Genomic DNA, 20,305 nt, shown 5'->3' with positions numbered 1-20,305 from the left:
TACTATATTTACAATTTGGTTATAATGCTAATTTTTATGTATTAAAGCTATACTATTTTTTAGGGTTTTTTTAGCGGTATTTAAGTGTTGCTTGAGCTCTTTTGTTGCATCTGATCTATCATTATTTAAAATATTTTGAATAATCGCGAGATGTTCTTCTACGGCTAAAATATTACGTTGCAATAAATTACTGTTATCCCATTGATAGTGAAAATGAAATATTACGGAAATCAATTCAATGAAATCATCAATAAAAGGATTGTTTGCTGCGGAAAGTAGTAAAGAATGAAGTTTATTGTCCAAAGCGGAAAAATCGGGATATTCTCTCACAACGTTGTCACGCAATTCTTGATGAAGGTTAAAGAGCATTTTCATTTCATTCCAGCGTTTATCTTCTTTTGGTAATGCCATAAAACATTCCAGAGCATGAACTTCAAGCAACTCTCGCAGCTCGAACAATTTATCAGCATAAAATTCATTAATTTCAATTAATTGCCATCGCCCTCTCGATAGGCTGGCAATAAGGTTGAAGCGGGAATATTGTATTAAGTATTCTCTCACCGTAAAAATATTGACGCTAGCATCTTTGGATAATTGTAATTCGGTAAATATATCTCCCGGCTTCAGTAGTTTTCTTTGGATTACACTTTTAAAGTAGCTGTCAATCGACTGATACTGATTTTTCCTCGGATATTTAATTCTGACATTTGACAGAATATCTTTTTTTTCCGGTTGGCGAAGAATTAAAAATTGCTTGTTTTGTTCGGTAATAATTTTAATCTCGAGTAAATACTGCAAGGCATGACGAATAGTTGTTCTGCTGACATTGCAAAGTTCCGCCAACATGACTTGAGATGGCAGGTATTGTTGGAATTGCCCGCTGGAGATAAATTCGAGAATTTGATTTACCGTATCATATCTGAGATTTTGGTTACGCCCTCTGCTCATTTTATACACGCCCCCACCGATTAATTTGAATAAAAAACATAAAAAAAACATAAAAGCACATTATCTATCACAAATCAAACAACCAAGTTTAGAAGAGATGAGAAATTAGCAAATAATGTATCCATGTTTACCGATTAACTTAATTAATAAGGATTCATTATGAAATCACTAGTCTGCAAAGAACCGTTCAGTTTGGAATATCAAGAAAAGCCGGCTCCTGTCGCAACGGATAATGAAGTGGTTATCAAAGTTTCGGCGGTTGGAATCTGTGGTACGGATATCCATGCTTACCAGGGAAATCAACCGTTTTTTGAATATCCCAGAGTATTGGGGCATGAAGTATGCGGCAGTATTGTTGCGCTGGGCAGCCAAGTCAAAGCGTATAAAATTGGTGAGCGAGTTGCTTTAGTTCCTTATTTATCATGTGGTCAGTGTATTGCTTGCCAAAATGGCAAAACTAACTGTTGTGAATACATTTCTGTGATGGGTGTTCATCAAGATGGCGGTTTTAGCGAACTGTTGGCAATTCCGCAAACCAATGTTATTCCTATTGCCGATAATGTCGATGATATCAGTGCGGCGCTGATAGAGCCCTTTGCAATCAGCGCGCACGCTGTCCGTCGGGTGCAAGTCAATCAAAATAGCAATGTGTTGGTCATCGGTGCCGGCCCTATCGGATTGGGAGCGGCGGCAATCGCAATGGCTGACGGGGCTAAAGTGGTTGTGGCTGATACAAGTGAAGAAAGAAGACGACATATTCAGAAAAAACTGAATGTGGCGGTTGTTGATCCGTTATTGGAAAAAATAGAAGATTATTTCGATAATATTTTACCTGAAATTGTTATTGATGCTACCGGCAATCCGCATTCCATGAACAATGCGGTGAATTTTATTTGTCACGGAGGAAGAATTGTTTTTGTGGGATTATTTAAAGGGGATTTAGTTATTCATGATCCTGATTTCCACAAAAAAGAGACAACATTAATGGGAAGCCGGAATGCAACTCAGGAGGATTTTATTAAGGTTCAACGATTGATGTCGGAAGGGAAAATTTGCTCGTCAATGATGCTGAGTGATACGTTTAATTATACTGATCTTGCGGATATTTATGAGGAAAAAATTGTTAAAAATAAAAATTTAGTAAAAGGCGTTATTCTCTACTAATAAAGTCGTATTTACCCTATATACCTAATCACAAAGTGAGGATTCTTATGTCTATTTTTAAAAAATTAAAAACGGTTTCTGTATTAAGCCTTATCGGTTTAAGTGTTAGCTTTGCCGCCCAGTCTGCGACAGAAATAATGGTTGCTTACGGTAATCAGCCGGGAGAGCCGATAGATAAAGCGATGCATTATTGGGCGGAGCAAGTTAAGGAAAAATCGAATGGCGATATTATTTTTAAATTATTTCCGTCCAGCCAATTAGGTAGTGAAACAGAGGTTATGGAACAAGCTAAATTTGGCGCCAATATTATTACTATTAGTGATTACGGCGCATTGATGGATATTGTACCGGATCTGGGTATTATCAATGCACCTTATTTAAGCCAATCATTTGAGAAGAAATCAAAGTTATTACATTCGGAGTGGTTTAACAACTTATCCGCACAACTTGATCAGAAAGGCGTTCATATTGTCATTCCAGATGTTATTTACGGCACCCGGTACTTATTGACTAAAAAAGCGGTTATCAAGCCAGATGATCTGAAAGGAATGAAAGTTCGCGTTCAGCATTCCCGCTTATTTGTTGCAACGATTAAAGCAATGGGTGGGGTGCCTACACCGATGTCTTTGGCCGATGTTTACCCAGGATTATCAGAAGGTATCATTGATGGGCTTGAAAATCCGACAGTCGTGCTGTTTGGCGGTAAATTTTACGAAGTTGCCAAGAATTTAAACTTGACGGCTCACACAAAACATATGTCGCCTTTTGTTGCCGGTAATGCATTTTGGCAACGTTTAACGCCTGAGCAGCAAAATATCATCAAACAAACAGGCGTGGATATGGTGAAGTATGGCGCTGCGCTTATCGAACAAAATGAAGCTGAAGCGCTGAACAATTTGAAAGATGCCGGTGTTAGCGTAAATGAAGTGGATCTAGAACTGTTTGAGGCGATGGTAAAAGAGCAGATACAAAAAGATTTCCCTGAATGGACACCGAATTTATATGTAGATATTCAGAAACGACTTTCCGAATTGTAATTATCAAGGGGAGTATTTATCGCTCCCTTTCAAATTTTAGAGGAATAAAGCATGAATACGCATAAAAAAGAGACCTCATTGTGGCTAAAAATAAGTTCAATCGACGAGATTTTAGCCTCTGTCTTTCTTGCTATTATCGTTATTTTGTCTGCTTATGGCGTTGTTACCCGCTATGTTTTAAATTCACCGAGCGCTTGGGTGGAAGAAGTCTGTATCGTATTCTTTATTTGGTTTACTTTTTTGGCATCCAGCGCACTTGCCAAAAATAACGAACTCATCAGAATAGATTACCTGTTGACTAAAATCCCAGCCAGATTAGCGAATATTATCGATGGTATATTCCAACCTTTAGTAATGATATTTTGCTTGGTTTTTATGGCTTATCTGGGATTTAAACTATTGCCTATGGCGCAATTTAGATTTACACCGTCACTACAATTATCATATGCCTATATTTATGCTGCAATTCCGATCAGTGCTTCGTTTATGCTTTTTTATGAAGTTAGAAAAATAGTTTATTTCTTTAAAATAAATAGAGGAAGTCAGTCATGAGTGTATTCATTCCGATTATTATTTTATTAGCCTTGTTTTCTTTAGGAATTCCAGTCGCATTTTGTATATTTTTCTCAACATTAAGTTATTTTTTGATGAGTGATTTACCCATGATTATGCTGGTGCAACGATTAGCCGGCGGATTGGAATCGGTTACGCTATTGGCTATCCCATTTTTTATTATGGCAGGCGTATTTATGAACCATTCGGGGATCAGTGAACGGCTGTTGAAATTTTGTGAAGTGTTAACCGGACATTTAAACGGTGGCTTGGCGCAAGTTAATGTGGCGTTAAGTACGCTGATGGGCGGATTATCCGGTTCGAATATTGCCGATGCGGCGATGAATTCCAAACTGCTTGTTCCGCAAATGGTCGCCAGAGGATACAGCGCTTCATTTTCATCTGCCGTAACGGCTGCCGGCTCGTTAATCACGCCGATTATCCCTCCGGGTATAGCGATGATTATTTATGGTTATGTCAATAACGTATCTATTGGCCGTTTATTTTTGGCAGGTGTTGTGCCGGGGTTTCTATTGTGCGTTTTGATGATGATTTTGGTTTCGGTTATTTCTAAAAAACGTGGATATCTACCTATCAGAGAAAAAAGAGCGTCATGCAAAGAAATTATTTTTTCAGCTAAAGATGCCGTTTTGGCACTGATGTTGCCGATCATTATTATCGGTGGAATTCGCATGGGAGTGTTTACTCCGACAGAGGCTGGGGCAATAGCGGTTATTTATGCTTTGGGCTTAGGAATGTTTGTATATAGAAAAATGGACTTTCGGCAATTATGGTTAGCGACCAGAGAATCAGCGCTCGGTGCGGCGAATGTACTGTTAATTATCTGCGTTGCCGTCGGTTTTTCAAAATTCTTGACATGGGAACGAGTTCCTCAATCTTTAGCGTCTTGGATTACTCAAATCGTCGATAGCCCATTAGCATTTTTAATGATTGTTAATGTCACCTTATTGATCCTTGGCATGTTTTTGGAAGGCAACGCGATTATGATTGTCCTCGCCCCCCTGCTTGCGCCGATTGCGCATTCATACGGCGTGGATCCGATTCATTTCGGTATTGTCTTTATTTTCAACGGTGCAATTGGAACGATTACGCCGCCATTAGGTACGGTGATGTTTACTACTTGTTCAATTACAGAAGTACCGATTGAAAAATTTATCAAAGATGTTCTTCCATTTTGGGCGTTATTAGTCGTGGAATTATTGTTGCTCACTTATATTCCCGCCATTACCACAACATTACCTAATCTTGTTTATGGTGCTTAATATATTTTCTTGTAAGGATATAAAATGAAAAAATTAAATAGGACAAACTTCCCTGGCTCCCAATATCCGACCAAAATTATTCAATTTGGCGAAGGCAACTTTTTGCGGGCGTTTATCGACTGGCAGATTGATATTCTGAATGAGAAAACCGGATTAAATGCGGGAATTACCGTTGTCCGTCCGATTGACAGCGATTTCCCGCCGTCTTTGAACAGCCAAGACGGGCTCTATACCACGATTATCCGTGGCTTGAACGAGCTGGGGGAGGCGGTGAAAGAAGCGCGGGTTATTCGTTCGGTCAATAATGAAATTAATGTGTACCGAGATTTCGCCGATTATTTGGCACTTGCCCGTGATGAAAATATTCAGCTCGTGTTTTCCAACACCACTGAAGCGGGAATTAGTTATAACCAACAGGATCAATTCAGTGACGCACCACCGAGTAGCTATCCGGCCAAATTGACCCGTTTAATGTATGAACGTTTCACCCATTTCAATGGCGATCCGGATAAGGGGTGGATGCTCTTGCCGTGTGAGCTGATTGATTATAACGGCGAAAAATTGAAGGAGCTGGTGCTGAAATATGCGGCGCAATGGCAGTTGCCACCGCACTTTGCGCAATGGATTGAGCAACACAATACCTTCTGTTCAACGCTGGTTGACCGGATTGTCACCGGTTATCCGCGTGGTGAAGTGACAGCACTTGAGCAGGAGTTCGGCTATCAAGATAGCTTTTGGGATACCGCCGAGTATTTTTACTTGTTCGTGATCCAAGGACCGGAATCGGTTAAACAGCTGCTGAATTTAGATCAAGTTGAGATGAATATTTTGGTCGTGGACGACATTAAACCGTATAAAGAACGCAAAGTGGCGATTTTGAATGGGGCGCATACCGCACTTGTGCCGGTGGCGTATCTGGCGGGCATGGATTATGTCGGTGAAGCAATGGATGATCCACAACTGCGTGAATTTGTCGAACAGGCGATTACAAAAGAGATTATCCCGGTTTTATCCTTGCCGCAAGATGAATTAAAAGTGTTTGCCGATGCGGTGATCAACCGTTTCCGCAACCCGTTTATCAAACATCAGTTACTTTCGATTTCCTTGAACAGTATGACTAAATATGTCACTCGCATTTTGCCGCAGTTATTGGCTTATCACCAAAAATTCCATCGTTTACCGGAGCGCTTAACGTTTGCCTTAGCGGCATTAATCGCTTTTTATCATGGTAAGCGCAATGGTGAAGCGATCCCGTTAAATGATGACCAATTCTGGTTGGATCACTATGCTTTGTGGTGGCGGAAGGTTGAAACACAGGAAATGACTTTATCCCAGTTAGTTAGTAATGTTCTGGCGCAACAAGCGCATTGGCAAGTGGATTTAACTGCGGAACCCGGTTTAACCATGGCGGTCACGGAACAATTACAATCGATTTTGGATCACGGTATCAGAACTTCCTTAAGAATTTACTGTAAGGAGTAAGCTGATGAAACAACTGATTAAAATTAATCCGCAGGACAATGTTGCGGTCGCCTTGCAGGATTTATCTCCCAGGCAAACGGTTAACTTGGACGGCGCTGTGTTCAAGGTTAAAAGTGCGGTTGCGCGAGGACATAAAATAGCACTGCAACCGATTGCCAATGGCGACTTGGTGATCAAATACGGTTATCCGATTGGGCATGCCACACAACCGATAGAGCTTGGTGAGCATGTGCATGTGCATAATACCAAAACCAATTTAAGCGACATCAACGACTATCAGTATCAGCCGGTGGCAACCGCACTTGACAGACAAATAGCAGACAAAGAGGTGCAACTGTATCGGCGTACAAATGGCGAAGTCGGCATTCGTAACGAATTGTGGATCGTGCCGACAGTCGGCTGTGTGGTCGGCATTGCGCGTCAAATCCAAAAGCAATTTTTACAAAACCACCCGGAATTGGCGATTGACGGCGTGTATACTTTCAATCATAGCTACGGTTGTTCGCAATTGGGCGATGATCATGAAAACACCAAAATTATTTTGCAGGATATGGTTAAGCACCCGAATGCCGGCGGCGTTTTGGTGATTGGTTTGGGCTGCGAAAATAACCAAGTCGATGTATTTCAACAAACGCTGGGTAATTATGATCCGCAGCGGGTGAAATTTATGGTATCACAGAAAGTGGGGGATGAAGTTGAAGCCGGCGTCGCCTTGCTCGAACAATTGTATCAGCAAATGGTGCTAGACAAACGGCAAGTGGGCAAGTTGAGTGAAGTGAAGTTTGGGCTGGAATGCGGTGGTTCCGACGGTTTTTCCGGCATTACCGCCAACCCGATGCTTGGACTGTTCTCGGATTATCTGACCTCGCACGGCGGCACGACGGTGTTGACCGAAGTACCGGAAATGTTTGGCGCAGAACGCATTCTAATGAGCCACTGTCGAGATGAGCAGACTTTTACTAAAACTGTGGCGATGGTCAATGATTTCAAACAGTATTTTATCCGGCATCAGCAACCGATTTATGAAAATCCGTCGCCGGGCAACAAAGAGGGCGGCATCACCACATTGGAAGATAAGTCCCTTGGTTGCACCCAAAAAGCCGGACATAGCCAAGTGGTTGATGTGCTGAAATATGGTGAGCGTTTAAAAATCTCCGGTTTGAACCTACTGAGCGCGCCCGGCAATGATGCCGTAGCAACCAGTGCATTAGCAGCAGCAGGTTGCCATATCGTGTTGTTTACCACCGGACGCGGAACGCCCTACGGTGGCTTTGTGCCGACACTGAAAATCGCCACCAACAGCGAATTGGCGCAACGTAAAAAACACTGGATAGATTTTAACGCAGGGCAATTATTGGAGGAGGTATCCATGACGCAAATGTTGCAAAATTTCATTGATCTGCTGGTCAATACCGTAAACGGACAACCGACAAAAAATGAGATTAATGATTTCCGCGAACTGGCGATTTTCAAAAGTGGTGTGACTTTATAGCTAGCGAATCTGGGAATTTGATAAGGTTATCCATGTGCCTCATTGCTGTACATGGATAAGAAATTGTATCAACAGACCCTATTATTTTCTGACAATATTCAAACGATAGCTTAGCAAAGCACACAGAATCAATAGACAGCCGAGTAACTTCAGCATCGTTATCGGCTCGTTCATTATCCAAACGCTTAAGATTAACGTCCAAACCGGCTCCAGCACCATAATAATTGCGGCGGTGGTAATATTGCAGTGCTTCTGCCCGAGCGTTTGCACAAAATAACGCAAGTTGCTGGCAATCAGTATACTGGCAAGAAACCACAACCAGGTTTGGCTTGAAATATTGGTCTGCCAAACTTCAAAAGTGAGTGAATAGCCACCGCATAAAATACCTACCATACTGAATTGAATCACTATTAGCGCTACTGAAGGAATATTTTTGGCATACTGGTGGTTCAGCACAAAATAGAGCGCTGCGGACAAGGAGCTGAGCAAAAACAGGATGCTGCCGCTTGAAAAACGCAGTTCGCCATAGCGTCCAATGGCAAGTAAGTACAAACCAACTAGGGCAATCGGCATCGAAAGCCAGAATACCGGCAAAGGGCGGTACTTGAAAATCAACCAAGAGATTAACGGGGCAATCAACATTGACAAACTGACCAGAAAAGCGCCCTCCCCTAAGTCATCACTGTAGGTTATGCCTTGAACCCATAGAAATAGATTGAGGGCTAATGCTATCCCGACCGCACTTGCATTCAGAATTTGTGTTTTAGTCAGATGACATAACGATCGGTAGCCGAAAGGCAAAAAAATTAATGCGGCCAATAAAAAACGCAGTCCCATAAAGCCGACGGAAGGCATTTCTGCAATCGCATTTTTAGATAAAAACCACCCCGATGCACCGATTAGGGTGACAATAAAAATGAGAATCTGTCCAAAATACTGCTGCATGACGATAGCCAATAATAAAGGGGGATAATGTCCCCCGTTTTCATCTTATTGATTAAAATAAACTTTCCTCAACGCCAATTCCAGTCCGCGAAATTCCGCCAAACCTTTCAGACGGCCGATAGCCGAATAACCCGGATTGGTTTTTTTGCGCAGATCGTCCAGCATCTGATGGCCGTGATCGGGGCGCATTGGAATCAAGCGCTGATTACCCGTGGCTTTGCGTTTGTATTCTTCGCTTAGTAAGGCCTTGACCACATTAAACATATCGACATCGCCCTCTAAATGTGCCGCTTCGTGGAAAGTCAGCGGATTTTCCTCGCGGCAAGTGGAGCGCAGGTGGGCGAAATAAATCCGATCGGCAAACTGCTCGGTCATTTGCACCAAATCGTTATCCGACCGTACCCCATAAGAACCGGTGCACATGGTAAAACCATTCGCCGCCAACGGTTGAGTTGCGACAAACCATTGCATATCTTCAATCGTCGAAACAATCCGTGGCAAACCTAAAATTGGGCGTGGTGGATCATCCGGGTGAATCGCCATTTTGATCCCGACTTCTTCCGCCACTGGAATAATTTCTTGCAAAAAGAATGCCAAATGCTGACGGAACTGCTCCTTGCTGATGCCTTGATAGCGATCCAATTGTTGCTGGAACTCGGCAAGGGTATAACCCTCTTCTGCACCCGGTAAGCCAGCGATGATATTATTGGTCAGTTGCTGAACATCTTGTGCGCTCATTTTATCAAAATAGGTTTTTGCCGCTTGCTGTTCGGCGGTGCTGTAAGTTTCGCTTGCACCCGGGCGTTTTAAAATATACAACTCAAAAGCGGCAAACGCATCTTGATCAAAGCGCAACGCTTTTGAACCGTCCGGCAATTGGTATGCCAAATCGGTGCGAGTCCAATCCAACACCGGCATAAAATTATAACAAACGGTATCAATACCGCACTTTGCCAAATTGCGCAGGGTTTGCTGATAGTTTTCAATCCATTGCAGATATTGCCCGGTTTGGGTTTTAATCTCCTCATGCACCGGCACGCTTTCGACAACCGACCAAACCAAGCCGGCTTGTTCGATTTCATGTTTGCGTTTCTCAATTTCCTCAATACTCCACACTTGCCCGTTCGGGATATGATGCAGTGCGGTCACAATCCCCGTCGCCCCTGCCTGGCGGATATCCGCCAATGACACCGGATCTTTCGGTCCGTACCAACGCCATGTTTGTTCCATTTTTTTGCTCCTATGAAAAATTAAATTCCGACGATAACCGGATTAACGCTAAATAAGTAACCATCAAAATTAGGGTCTTCTACATCTGATAATTCGAAAAGTTTTTGTTTCACATTTTCTAAATGTTGCCACATCGCCTTTCTTGCTAAAGCAGGATCTTTACGCTGAATAGCCGTAATGATATTTTCATGATCTTGTAACCATAAATAACGGTAACTTTGATTAGGAATATGGGCATGCAGCCCTTTCCACATTTCACTATCTGTTCGGTATTTCCAAAGATCTTTTTGCATTCTAACTAACACTTCATTTTGTGTTATTTCTGCAATGGTTGAATGAAAATCCTCATCAGCAACATAGTCTTCTTCACCAAGCTGTAAGCTTTTTCGCTCTTGGTTTAAGATTGATTTCAGTTTATCGATATCTTTTTTGGTGGCTTGAATAGCGGCAAATTCTGCGATGCTACTTTCTAATAGCTGCCGTGCCTGTAATAGTTCAAAAGGACCGATATCAGAAAAAATAGCCTCTTTTTCGTCATTTGCAGCAAGCGGAAGTGCGGTTACATAAACCCCGGATCCTTTTTTGATGTCAATAAGATTTTCTAGTTCAAGCATAATCAGTGCTTCCCTGATTACCGTTCGACTGACCCCGAACTCTTCGGCAAAATCACGTTCGGTTGGCAATCTATCGCCAATGTTATATATACCATCGGCAAGTCGTTCTTTTAATAAAAGTCCTATTTTTTTATAGGAGCGAAGTTCATTTTCCATTATTTATACCTTTAACTGGATTTGATATCGGAAATATTGATTTTATTTCCTGGTATCCCATTGATAATTAACTCTCTTTTTTCTCCGAATGGTAATGTTAAGGTTATTTCATTATATTCTGGAATAAAATTACCACTCTTATTAATAGTTAATTCTATAGTATTGTCCGTACATTGCATATTTAGGTTTAGACTAAAATAGTTATCTTTTAAATAATCAAAACTCACACCGTCATCGTCAAACAAGGTGACTGTCGTATGTCCCTTATCTAACAATGGCATAATTAATAATTCGCGTTGATTATCATGTAGCGTATTTTTTAGTTGGGTTTTAGATAGTGGCAAAATACTACCAGCTTTGATAAACAGCGGGATTTTTTCTAGCGGCGTTGCCACGGTAACGGTTTGCTTTCCGGCAAACCATTTGTGGGTATAAAAATCATACCAACCGTGTTGATTATCTGGCAAATAGACTTCGCGGGTTGTTTGCCCCGGCTCGACTACGGAGGCAACTAACAAATCCTGCCCTAAAAGATAATCGTCATTTTCTTTAAAAGTGTTGCTATCCCATTCATGATCTAAAAAAGTCGGGCGCAACATCGGTTCATGTTCGTGGTACGCTTTCCACAGTAAATTGTACAGGTATGGCATCAGACGGTAGCGTAGCTTAATGGCTTCACGGATAATTGGCGTGACTTCAGGGTACATCCATGGTTCATTGACGGTTTTGTCATCATTCCACGAGTGAATGGTAAAGCGTGGGTGCATCACACCGTTTTGTACCCAACGTACAAATAATTCTGGATCCGGTTTATTGCCGGAAAATCCGCCGACATCATGCCCTAAGTTATACAGCCCGGACAGACTCATGCCCAAGCCCATTTTGATATTGTAGCGTAGTGTATTCCAGTTGGTTCGGTTATCGCCTGACCAGGTTTGAACATAGCGGTTCATTCCCGGCGAACCGGAACGGGAAATAAGATACGGGCGGAGATGAGGGGCATATTCCAGTTGCGCCTCATAAGACGCTTTCATCATTAATAGCGGCTGTAGTGGACGAATGAGTTTAATCGGCAAACCATTGCCGAAATAATGGCATTTCGCATTATTATCCCAAACCTCGAATTCGTTATTATCATTCCAGGTGGAATCAATGCCATATTCTAAAAGTTGTTGTTTAACATTAGTTTTCCACCAGTCAATCGTATTGGGATTGGTGAAGTCGAGATGAGAGCCTTCGTCATCCCAAAAAACGGAAATTTCCGGTTTATTGGATTCAGAATCTTGGATAAATAAACCGGCTTGAGCAACTTCATGATATTTAGGGTGATCGTGTAACAGGCAAGGTTTAATATTGGCTGCGAGTTTCATCCCGGCACGATGAAAATAAGCACTCATTTCTTTTGGCTGCGGGACTTTGTCATAATTCCAGTTAAAGACATAACGCTTATTACCGATCGATGTATAACCGGACGATAATTGGAAAGAATCACACGGAATCGCGTGTTGCTCGCATAGATCGACAAATTTTTTCAGTTGTTCCTGAGCATCCGGAGCGTCGGTATAGTGCATGGTTGATCCGCTGTAACCCAGACTCCATTTCGGTCCGAAAATGGTTCCGCCGGTCAGTGCGGTATATTTTTTGGTGACATCAAGGATTTTCGGACCCAGAATCATATAATAATCCAGATCGCCGTCTTCAGCTTGATAGCTACGGTAATAAGTATGGTAGTTATCAATTTCACTGCCTAACCGGAACCAACAAGAAGCCAGATTATCGTAATACAGTCCATAACTCACGTTATCAGTATGCGTAATATAGAACGGAATATGCTTATACAGTGGATCGGTTGTTTCTGCATTATAGCCCATTGCATCAAGATTACGCATTTCAAAACGGCGGCCGTGGCGATTTAAATTTCCCGCTTTTTCTCCCAAGCCATAATACTGATCGGCAACATCACGTTGTAGAAAATGCGAAATTTGTGCATTGGAAATACCGAATAAATAGGCTCCGGTTTTACGATCGGCAACAAATGTCGTCCAAGTGCCGTTATTGTTGTATTGCCACTCTAACCAGAGCGGTTGGTGAACAATCACACGCAGTTGTTCGCTGGCAATAATAATTTGGTTATCTTCTTCGCTAACGGAATATGCCGGCAGGGAGAAATTCGCCAATGACCAGCGATCACGCCCTTGCCAAGCAATATCGGCTTGATTAGGGGTAATTGCCCAAGTTTGCGGTACGCGGAAATGGTTATCTTGACTAAAGGCAACCCTAAAAATATCTTGTTCAAGCACAAAAATATGCAGTTTCCAACTATAATCACACTGTATATCAATACGATTATTTTCTTGATGAATGAATTCCCAATTTTTTAATGTTTTCATGTTGATATCCTGTTTAATCAATAGCCTAAGAAAAAGCGTGGTAGTGCTAAACTTAATTCCGGAACGAATGTCACTAGCATCAACGCAATAACTAATACCGCATAAAAAGGTAATAACGGCTTGATAACTTTATCAATTTTTATACCACCCACTGAGCAACCGATAAACAAGGCACTACCGACTGGTGGGGTGCAGATGCCGATTGATAGGTTAAATGCCATTAAAATACCGAAATGCACAGGATCCATACCTAATTCAGTAACAATTGGGAAGAAAATCGGGGTAAAAATTAACAGTGCCGGGGTCATGTCCATAAATACGCCGACAATCAATAAAATCACATTGATAATTAACAGAATAACAATTGGATTTTCGGATACCGTTAATAAGGCGTCACTGATAGTGTAAGGAATATCGGCATTCGCCATTGCCCATGACATCCCCATGGAAGTGCCGATTAATAACAGCACGATCGAGGTGGTGACAACAGAGTCTAAAATGATTTGTGGTAGCTGTTTGATGGAGACTTCCCGATAAAAGACCACTGCCAGAATTAAGGTATAAACTACCGCAAACGCCGAGGCTTCGGTCGCAGTGAAAATACCTTTCACGATCCCGCCCATGATTACCACGATTAAGCCAAGACTTGGCAAAGCATCTAATGTTTTTTTGATGGCTTCCGATTTCGTTGGTTTAGGCGATACTGGGTAGTTCCTTTTTTTTGCAATAAATCCAATCACCAGCATGATGGATAATCCCATCAGTATGCCGGGAATATAACCGGCCAAGAATAGGGCACCGATAGACGTGCCGCCGGAGATGAGGGAATAAACGATAAAGGTGTTACTCGGTGGAATTAGCAATCCTGTAGGCGATGATGTGATATTGACGGCAGCGGAAAATGCCGGATCATATCCTTCTTTTTTCTGTAACGGCGCCATGGTTCCGCCTACCGCTGCTGCTGATGCCACCGCAGAGCCAGAGATAGACCCAAACATCATATTCGCTAGCACGTTAACGTGAGCTAGGGACCGGGTAAACGGCCTCCGATAACTTTGGCAAATTCAATCAATCTGAGCGCAATTCCGCCACGATTCATAATATTACCAGCCAAAATGAAGAATGGAATTGCTAGTAATGAAAAGCTATCCAATCCCGATGCCATTTTTTGTGATATAACGGTAATTGCTGCATCAAACGGAATCGACAGCATTATAGTGATTAAAGAGGAAAGACCGATAGCAAATGAGATCGGTACACCGAGAAAGAGGAAAAAGAAGAATGTTGAACAAAGTACGATAACGGTTGACCATTCCATATTATTTACCTTTTGTTAACTAGGCTTAATGAGTTAATTCTTTAGAAATATCTCTTAGAAGATAAATCAGCATAAAAGCACCGCTAAGCGGAATGGCGAAGTAAACCCATCCCATTTGAATCCCTAAAACCGGGGATATTTGTCCGGCACTCATCGTATCCAAGACCAACTTTCCGCCGCCGTAACACATGATCAGAATGATGAAAAACAGGCTGATGATATTAATCAGCAGATTTAGAAAATTCTGTTTTTTAGGTGATGATTCTAATTTTGTCAGCAGGAGATCGATTGCAAGATGCTTTTTTTGTCCTAAGGCGTAAGCGGCACCGATTAGTCCCACCCAAATAAATAAAAAACGGGCTATCTCATCTGTATAGGTGCTCGGTTGGTTGAGAACATAGCGGGAGAAAACTTGCCACACAACGCAAATAACCAAAAAAACGCTGAGTGTGACACATAAAGCGGATAACGCTTTATCTATGGTTGAGATGAATTTGGCCATGATATCCCTTAATCATTAAAGTAGAGTTGATGTCTATATTGGCATGCCAAAATATACATCAAACTAAATGTTGAGCAATTATTAATTGTTTGTTTTGTGATCTGGTTCACCAATATGATTATATTGGTTTGATCTCTAGCAAATACCTTGTAAGATTCCAGCCACCACGACCAAAGGGATAAATATTGGGATTGTGGGTAAATCCATCTAACTACACTTTAAGCAGTAACCAAATGGAGACTCTTTTATGTTTATCAAAAAAACGCTTCTTTCATGTGCTTTAACGACGCTTTTATCGGCAGGGATTGCTTTCAGCGCATCTGCGAAAACAACATTGAAATTAAGTCACAACAACGACAAAACTCATCCGGTGCATATCTCGATGCAATATATGGCGGATGAAGTAAAAAAACTAACCGATGGCGAAGTGATTATCCGTATTTACCCTAATAGCCAACTTGGCACACAACGGGAGTCAATGGAATTATTGCAAGCCGGCTCTTTGGACATGGCAAAATCGAACGCCAGTGAATTAGAGACGTTTGAAGCCTCATACGGTGCTTATAACCTGCCGTATTTATTCCGTAATGTCGATCACTACTACCGTGTTTTAGTCGATCAAGAAGTCGGGCAAAAAATTTTGGCCTCTTCCCAAGGCAAAGGCTTTATTGGCTTAACCTATTATGATGGTGGAGCACGCAGCTTCTATGCCAATAAACCGATTCGTTCCCCTGCCGATTTAGTCGGGATGAAAATCCGTGTTCAGCCAAGTCCAAGTGCGGTTGAGATGATTAAATTGATGGGCGCTTCGCCGACACCGCTGGCTTATGGCGAGTTATATACCGCTTTACAACAAAAAGTCGTCGATGGCGCCGAAAACAATCCTACGGCACTAACGTTGGCGCGTCACGGAGAAGTGGCGAAATATTACAGTCAAGACGAACATACCATGATTCCTGATGTGCTGGTTATTGGTGAAAAAGCCTGGTCGAAATTGACGCCGGAACAGCAAGTGGCACTGAAAAAAGCGGCTGATGATTCAATGATATACCACAAAGATCTGTGGGTCAAAATGATTGCAGAAAACGTACAAGAAGCAAAGGATAAAATGGGCGTGGAATTTATTGAAGTTGAAAAACAACCATTTATTGACGCTGTAAAAAGTATGCACGATAAAGCGTTAGCCGATCCGACTATTGGCGAATATATTAAAAAAATTGATGCACTCACTCCGGCGAACTAATTAAGCGGGAACAGCAATAAAGAGGATACTGACAGAGGTATCCTCTTTTGATTAAGCAATGAGAGAAAGGAGATACCATGGATACTATTCAACGAACCACCTATGATAAAAACAAACTCATCCCAAAAATCCTCCACCTCGGTTTCGGTGCTTTTCATCGTGCCCATCAGGCGCTTTTTGCCGATCAGCTGGCGCGGATTTCCGATAGTGATTGGGGCTATGCCGAAGTAAATCTTATCGGCGGTGAAGAGCTGATTGAGTTGCTGAAAAAGCAGGATTTGCAATATTGTGTACTGGAAAAGGGCAACGGCAGCAATACGGCGAAAATCATTAATTCAGTTTGCGAAGCGTTGCATGCGAAGGTTGAGGGTGTGGATGCTGTGTTGGAAAAAATGGCAGAACCGCAGATTGCGATTGTATCTTTAACCGTTACCGAAAAAGGCTATTGTACTGATCTGGCGACCGGAAAATTAGATCAAAATAATCCGTTGATTTTAAAAGATTTAGCCAATCCTCAGCAGCCGACGTCGGCTATCGGTTATATTGTCGAGGCGCTCAGACGGCGTAAAGTGCGCAACCTTGCCCCTTTCACCGTGATGTCCTGCGACAATGTGATGGAAAACGGGCATATTGCTAAAAGTGCGGTATTAGGATTGGCATACCAAATTGATCCGGAGCTGGCACAATGGATTGAGCAAAATGTTACTTTCCCATGCACCATGGTGGATCGGATTGTGCCAGCTGCTACGGACGAAACGTTGCAGGAAATCGCCGATATTTTAGGCTATTACGATCCCTGTGCAATTGCTTGCGAAGAGTTTAAACAGTGGGTGATCGAAGATAATTTCGTTGCCGGTCGTCCGCGGTGGGAGTTGGTCGGTGCCGAATTGGTCAAAGATGTTCGTCCGTTTGAACAGATGAAATTGCGCATGTTGAACGGCAGTCACTCTTTCTTGGCTTATCTTGGGTATTTGGGCGGCTATCAGCATATTTCCGACACCATGCAAGATCCACATTACCGCCAAGCGGCATTAAAACTGATGTTAAATGAACAAGCGCCTACGCTATCGATGCCGGACGGAATCGATTTGCCTCGCTATGCCGATTTGCTGATTGAGCGTTTCACCAATCCGAGTTTGAAGCACCGCACTTGGCAAATTGCAATGGACGGCAGTCAAAAACTGCCGCCGCGTATGCTGGAATCGGTGCATTATCACCTGTCAAATCAACATAATTTCTCATTATTGACCTTAGGCATTGCCGCTTGGATGCGTTATGTCAGCGGCGTTGATGAGCAGCAACAGCCGATTGAAGTAAAAGATCCGCTCAGTGAAAAATTCGATGCGATTTATCAAAAGTGCGGTTTGCATGTGCGAGTGGTGGAAGAATTACTGGCCATCGACAGCATTTTTCCATCATCGCTACGTGATAATGCCTATTTTGTCAGCGAAGTAAAACGTGCTTATCAAACGTTATTAGATCTTGGTGCAAAACAAGCTGTTAGTCGCTACTTACAACTTAATTAATCGGAGACAATAAGATGAAACCCTTTATGTGCGAAGACTTTTTGCTCTCGAGTGAAACTGCGCGCCGCTTGTATCACGACTATGCGGCGCAACAGCCAATTTTTGACTATCACTGCCATCTAAATCCAAAAGAGATCGCTGAAAATCGGCAGTTCCAAGATTTAAGCGAAATTTGGCTGGCGGGCGATCACTATAAATGGCGCGCTTTGCGAACAGCCGGTGTGGAAGAGCGTTTGATCACCGGTAATGCTACCAATTATGAAAAATATCAGGCTTGGGCAAGAACGGTACCATTGTGCATCGGTAATCCGATTTATCATTGGACACATCTGGAGCTGCGCCGTCCGTTTGGTATCACAAATACTCTGTTCAATCCGCAAAATGCCGAGCGAATCTGGCGGCAATGTAATGAAATGCTGCAAGACAGCCGTTTTAGCGCCCGTGGCATTATGCAACAAATGAATGTCAAGCTGGTCGGTACCACCGATGATCCGATCGACAGTTTGCAATATCATCAGGCGATTGCCGCTAATCCGATGTTCGATATCGATGTGGTGCCGAGTTTCCGCCCAGATAAAGCGTTCAAAATCGAGCTACCGCACTTTAACGGCTATTTAGCCGAACTGGGTGCGGTCAGTGATATTGAGATTGTCACCTTCGCCGATTTGCAACAGGCGCTGTTGAGCCGTCTGGATCACTTTGATCGGCACGGCTGCAAATCCGCCGACCACGGCATTGAAATTTTGCGTTTTGCGCCGATTCCAGCAGAAAAAGAGTTGGATCGGATTTTACAGTTGCGCAGAAATAATCAGCCACTAAGCGAGTTGCAAATTGCGCAATTCAGCACGGCGGTTTTAGTCTGGCTGGGGCAGCAATATCAACAACGCCAATGGGTGATGCAGCTGCATATCGGCGCACTGCGTAACAATAACAGCCGGATGTTTAAGCTGTTGGGTGCCGATGCCGGTTTTGATTCGATTGCCGACCGCACTTTTGCCGAACCGCTGTCACGCTTGCTCAACTGCATGGATCAAAGCGAAAACTTGCCGAAAACCATTATTTACTGCCTCAATCCGCGTGATAACGAAATGATTGCCAGTATGATTGGCAATTTCCAAGGCGGTGGTGTCGGCGGCAAAATTCAGTTCGGTTCCGGTTGGTGGTTTAACGATCAAAAAGACGGCATGGAGCGCCAGCTACAACAGCTCTCGCAACTCGGTTTATTAAGCCAGTTTGTCGGTATGCTGACTGACTCCCGTAGTTTTCTATCTTATACCCGACATGAGTATTTCCGCCGTATTTTGTGCGAAATGTTAGGACAATGGGTCGAAAAAGGCGAAGCGCCGAACGATTTGGATCTGCTGGGCAATATGGTCAGCAATATCTGTTTCCATAATGCGAAAAACTATTTTAAATAAGGGAGCTACATGAAAAAGATTGCCGTTATCGGCGAGTGCATGATTGAGCTTTTGTTGAAAGAAAATGATCCGAAATTGGCATTCGGCGGCGATACGCTCAATACCGCGGTTTATCTGTCGCGTCTGCTCGATCACCGTCACTTTTCGGTTAGTTATGTGACCGCACTGGGGCAAGATCCGTTCAGTCAGCAGATGTTGGCGCAATGGCAGCAAGAAAAGATTGAGACCGATTTAGTGCAGCAACGTGCCGACAAGCTGCCTGGACTGTATTCGATTGTGACCGATCAGCAGGGCGAACGCAGCTTTTATTACTGGCGCAATGATTCCGCCGCACGTTATTGGCTGCAAGGGGAGCAAAGCGACGTGGTTTTAAGCCGTTTGCAGGCGTTTGATTATTGTTATCTGAGCGGTATTAGCGTGGCGATTTTGGACGGCGCCAGTTTGGAAAAACTCTACGCCCTGCTGCGGCAAATCAAAGCTAATGGCGGCAAGGTAATTTTCGATAATAATTACCGCCCGCGTCTTTGGCAAGATGGCGATGCAGCGCGGCAGGTGTATCAAAAAATCCTTGCTTTCACCGACATTGCCTTTTTAACGCTGGAGGATGAAACCGCACTTTGGCAACAAAGTGCGGTTGAGGCGGTGATTGCACGCACACAAGGCCACGGCGTGGCGGAAATCGTGATTAAACGCGGTGCGGAAAGCTGTATTGTTGCAACAGGGGCAAAGCGTTTTGAGATTGCGGCGAATAAGATTGCTGCTGAAAAGGTGATTGACACTACCGCCGCGGGTGACTCGTTCAGCGCCGGTTATTTGGCGGCGCGTTTGTACGGTGCTGAGGTGGAAAGTGCGGTTCGGCAAGGGCATCGGCTGGCGGGGACGGTGATTCAACACCGCGGTGCGATTATTCCGTTGGCGGAGATGCCACTGAAATAATCATAATATTGTGCGGTTCTGCCATTTTACTGTCATATAGTAACCTTGTAATCAATTTGGATTCATCGG

The 20,305-nt window shown here is 43.0% G+C and carries 16 protein-coding genes and 1 pseudogene; 10 read left to right on the top strand and 7 right to left on the bottom strand.

The features are described 5' to 3' along the window. Window positions 1-27: 27 nt before the first annotated feature. Window positions 28-948, bottom strand: coding sequence for a GntR family transcriptional regulator (locus EDC16_RS03150; RefSeq protein WP_132965314.1), 921 nt, complete (start codon window positions 946-948; stop codon window positions 28-30). Between the two features lie 159 nt (window positions 949-1,107). Between EDC16_RS03150 and EDC16_RS03145 the strand changes: the two genes are divergently transcribed. The 6 genes from EDC16_RS03145 to EDC16_RS03120 are packed head-to-tail and all read left to right on the top strand — an operon-like array spanning window position 1,108 to window position 7,958. Further along, window positions 1,108-2,112 (top strand): zinc-binding alcohol dehydrogenase family protein, encoded by a 1,005-nt coding sequence (locus EDC16_RS03145; protein WP_132965312.1) that lies wholly within the window; start codon window positions 1,108-1,110, stop codon window positions 2,110-2,112. A gap of 47 nt (window positions 2,113-2,159) precedes the next feature. Further along, on the top strand, window positions 2,160-3,149 hold the full coding sequence (locus EDC16_RS03140; protein ID WP_132965310.1) for a C4-dicarboxylate TRAP transporter substrate-binding protein: 990 nt from the start codon (window positions 2,160-2,162) through the stop codon (window positions 3,147-3,149). A gap of 51 nt (window positions 3,150-3,200) precedes the next feature. Beyond that, complete coding sequence (locus EDC16_RS03135; protein ID WP_084257584.1) at window positions 3,201-3,701, top strand: TRAP transporter small permease; 501 nt, start codon at window positions 3,201-3,203, stop codon at window positions 3,699-3,701. Then, the gene (locus EDC16_RS03130; protein ID WP_132965308.1) at window positions 3,698-4,984 is read left to right on the top strand and encodes a TRAP transporter large permease; all 1,287 of its coding nucleotides are present in this window, start codon (window positions 3,698-3,700) and stop codon (window positions 4,982-4,984) included. The genes EDC16_RS03135 and EDC16_RS03130 overlap by 4 nt, the downstream gene beginning before the upstream one ends. Window positions 4,985-5,008: 24 nt before the next feature. Then, window positions 5,009-6,466, top strand: coding sequence for a tagaturonate reductase (locus tag EDC16_RS03125; protein ID WP_132965306.1), 1,458 nt, complete (start codon window positions 5,009-5,011; stop codon window positions 6,464-6,466). Window positions 6,467-6,470: 4 nt separating this feature from the next. Continuing rightward, window positions 6,471-7,958 (top strand): UxaA family hydrolase, encoded by a 1,488-nt coding sequence (locus tag EDC16_RS03120; protein ID WP_132965304.1) that lies wholly within the window; start codon window positions 6,471-6,473, stop codon window positions 7,956-7,958. An 81-nt stretch (window positions 7,959-8,039) separates the two neighbouring features. Here EDC16_RS03120 and EDC16_RS03115 read toward each other — a convergent pair whose 3' ends face one another. The 6 genes and pseudogenes from EDC16_RS03115 to EDC16_RS03090 form a co-directional block, all read right to left on the bottom strand. After that, window positions 8,040-8,903: a DMT family transporter gene (locus EDC16_RS03115; protein ID WP_132965302.1), complete on the bottom strand. Its 864-nt coding sequence runs from the start codon at window positions 8,901-8,903 to the stop codon at window positions 8,040-8,042. A gap of 45 nt (window positions 8,904-8,948) precedes the next feature. Then, the gene (gene uxuA, locus EDC16_RS03110) at window positions 8,949-10,133 is read right to left on the bottom strand and encodes a mannonate dehydratase (protein WP_132965300.1); all 1,185 of its coding nucleotides are present in this window, start codon (window positions 10,131-10,133) and stop codon (window positions 8,949-8,951) included. Between the two features lie 20 nt (window positions 10,134-10,153). Further along, entirely contained in the window at window positions 10,154-10,903 is a 750-nt protein-coding gene (locus EDC16_RS03105; protein WP_416069065.1) for an FCD domain-containing protein, read from the bottom strand. An 11-nt stretch (window positions 10,904-10,914) separates the two neighbouring features. Further along, complete coding sequence (locus EDC16_RS03100) at window positions 10,915-13,293, bottom strand: glycoside hydrolase family 31 protein (RefSeq protein WP_132965296.1); 2,379 nt, start codon at window positions 13,291-13,293, stop codon at window positions 10,915-10,917. A gap of 17 nt (window positions 13,294-13,310) precedes the next feature. Continuing rightward, window positions 13,311-14,611 (bottom strand): annotated as a pseudogene (locus EDC16_RS03095) (TRAP transporter large permease). 25 nt (window positions 14,612-14,636) lie between these two features. After that, window positions 14,637-15,113 (bottom strand): TRAP transporter small permease, encoded by a 477-nt coding sequence (locus EDC16_RS03090; RefSeq protein WP_132965294.1) that lies wholly within the window; start codon window positions 15,111-15,113, stop codon window positions 14,637-14,639. Window positions 15,114-15,360: 247 nt separating this feature from the next. On the opposite strand from EDC16_RS03090, the gene EDC16_RS03085 reads away from it, so the two are divergent. The 4 genes from EDC16_RS03085 to kdgK all read left to right on the top strand — a co-directional run bounded on the left by EDC16_RS03085 (window position 15,361) and on the right by kdgK (window position 20,236). Then, window positions 15,361-16,356, top strand: coding sequence for a TRAP transporter substrate-binding protein (locus tag EDC16_RS03085; protein WP_132965292.1), 996 nt, complete (start codon window positions 15,361-15,363; stop codon window positions 16,354-16,356). Between the two features lie 77 nt (window positions 16,357-16,433). Beyond that, complete coding sequence (locus tag EDC16_RS03080) at window positions 16,434-17,882, top strand: mannitol dehydrogenase family protein (protein ID WP_132965290.1); 1,449 nt, start codon at window positions 16,434-16,436, stop codon at window positions 17,880-17,882. Window positions 17,883-17,896: 14 nt separating this feature from the next. Beyond that, a complete protein-coding gene (gene uxaC / locus EDC16_RS03075; protein WP_132965288.1) occupies window positions 17,897-19,300 on the top strand; it encodes a glucuronate isomerase in 1,404 nt (467 codons plus the stop codon). A 9-nt stretch (window positions 19,301-19,309) separates the two neighbouring features. After that, complete coding sequence (gene kdgK / locus EDC16_RS03070; RefSeq protein ID WP_132965286.1) at window positions 19,310-20,236, top strand: 2-dehydro-3-deoxygluconokinase; 927 nt, start codon at window positions 19,310-19,312, stop codon at window positions 20,234-20,236. The last annotated feature ends 69 nt before the right edge of the window (window positions 20,237-20,305 follow it).

Origin of the sequence: Testudinibacter aquarius, assembly GCF_004342725.1 — a bacterium.
GTDB lineage: Bacteria > Pseudomonadota > Gammaproteobacteria > Enterobacterales > Pasteurellaceae > Chelonobacter > Chelonobacter aquarius.
This window is presented reverse-complemented; position numbering and strand designations above follow the sequence as displayed.